The sequence below is a fragment of the Cobetia sp. genome, from assembly GCF_983723665.1.
Genome location: NZ_CFDJES010000144.1, coordinates 1 through 2,043, shown reverse-complemented (window position 1 = coordinate 2,043; position 2,043 = coordinate 1). Strand labels below are relative to the sequence as shown.

Here is a 2,043-nt window from a genome sequence, read left to right as displayed (position 1 = left end):
TAGCGCGCCAGAGCAGCGTCTGACGGCCAGACACGAAAAAAGGCGACCCGTGAGAGTCGCCCTAAGACCGTGACTAGCTTGATGAGGAGAAACCCGAACAGGGGCCTGACTCCGCTGTTCTGGCTACCGCATTCCATGGCGGGAAGCGATGAATCCAGATTATGCTCTCCAGCAGACGCCGTCAATACTAATGAGAAATATTTTCATTAACATTGAGTCAGCGTTTATCTCACGCGCCGCTGGCCTCCCCTCACCGGCTGACGTATCATGGCGCCAGAATATCAAGGTCGTGACTGGCCTGATGAGACGCTTGCCAGGGACCTGACATCCAAATCTGGTGAGCACGAAGCACCGCTCGACTCGCAAGCCTTCCTCCCTGTCATTGGCAGACGGAAAGCGAGTGAATCGAGAAGCGCTTCCGGACGCCTCCCTCGTGCAAGCGAAGGAGGCGTCTTTTTTTGCGCATAAAAAAGCGGCCCACCCCGTAGGATGAGCCGCTGGCAAGGACCGTAAAACTGTCTGATGAGAAGCCTCCCGGACAGGGGCCTGACTCCGCTGGCCGGGACACCGCTACCCATGGCGGGGAAGCGATGACCCCAGAATATGACCCGCGGGCTCAGACGTCAACACTAATGAGAAATATTTTCATTAGCATTGATGGCACAGGCACTTACCGTGCCCTCTCGCCTCAGTTTCAGCCCTGCTTGTGCCACTCGAACTTCTTGAACGGCTCGTCGATCGGCGTCTCGGCCAGGTGATTGGTGTAGTTGCTCATCACCTTCTGGGACAGGCCCAGAATCACTTCCAGCACATTGCGCTTGGTGTAACCGGCATCGAGGAAGGTCTGCACGGTGGCGTCATCGACGAAGCCACGCTCACGCACCACGGCCAGCGTGAAGGTGCGCAGGGCTTCCAGGCGCTCGGTCGGCAGCGGCGTCTCGTTGCGCAGCGCCTCGATGATGGCGTCATCCACTTTCATCGACTTGGCGATACCGGTATGCGCCGGCACACAGTAGTGGCAGTTGTGCTCGACGTTGATGGTCTGCCACACGACGGTGGTCTCTTCATCATCGAAGCTGCTGTCGAGGAACAGCTGGTGCAGCACCTGGTAGCCTTCCAGCAGGCCCGGGGCTTCGGCCATCACGGCGTGCAAGCCCGGCACCATGCCGAAGGCTTCGACGGACTTGCCGAGCAGCGGCTTGCTGTCCTGCGGGGCATTGTCGGCGGTATAGAGTGTGAAATCAGTCATGAGAACTCCTTCGGAATGATGAGCGAGATGCGCGGAATCTCAGGGACGGGCTGCCAGCCAGTGGCATGAAGCCTCCAGCAGCGCCCCTGAGGATGAAAGGCAAGATATGAGCAAACGCTCAAAATAACGCCTGACCATCCGCTGCACTGCGTTGTCGGGGAACACACTAGCTGGATTTGAGCGATCATTCAAGTTAAACTTGAGTACTCACTCAATACCTTGCTCCTTGCAGACCGCCCGCTTCGCCATGCCGCGCGAAGACAGACGTCACTCGCGAGCCCCATCGTCAGGACAGCCATGCCACGCGCGACCTTGCACAACCGCCAGGATTCCCTCGAACGGGCGCTCAATCTCTTCTGGCAGAAGGGCTTTCATGCCACTTCGCTTAAGGATATCGAGCACGCGCTCGACATGCGTCCCGGCAGCATCTACGCCACCTTCGGCAGCAAGGATGGCCTCTTCCAGGAAGCGCTGGACTGCTACTCCGCGCGCAGCCTGCGCGAGATGGAAAGCCTGATGGCCAGCCACGACTCGCCATTGACCGCTCTCGCCACCTATATCCGCAAGCTCGGCGGACTGCGCGACTGCGAAGTGCCGTCCCGCGCCTGCATGCTGGCCAAGAGCCTGCTGGAACTCGGCGAACGTGAACAGGCCGCCCGCGACAAGGTCGAGATGCTGCTCGCCAACATGGAAGCCCGCTTCCGCCAGGCCTTCGCGGACGCCCGCGACGCCGGTGAACTCATCGACCCCGAGCGCCCCGCGCACCAGCCGGAACGCCTCGGCCGTCGCCTGCA

2 protein-coding genes are annotated in these 2,043 nt (G+C 60.2%); one reads left to right on the top strand and one right to left on the bottom strand.

Going from position 1 to position 2,043, the window contains the following annotated elements; genetic code table 11:
- Positions 1-694: 694 nt before the first annotated feature.
- Positions 695-1,249, bottom strand: a complete 555-nt coding sequence (locus AC4FAH_RS12365) for a carboxymuconolactone decarboxylase family protein (RefSeq protein WP_043333113.1) — start codon at positions 1,247-1,249, stop codon at positions 695-697.
- Positions 1,250-1,546: 297 nt separating this feature from the next.
- Here AC4FAH_RS12365 and AC4FAH_RS12360 point away from each other — a divergent pair.
- Positions 1,547-2,043: TetR/AcrR family transcriptional regulator (locus AC4FAH_RS12360; protein ID WP_490246116.1), on the top strand; the 497-nt coding region annotated here is incomplete at its 3' end.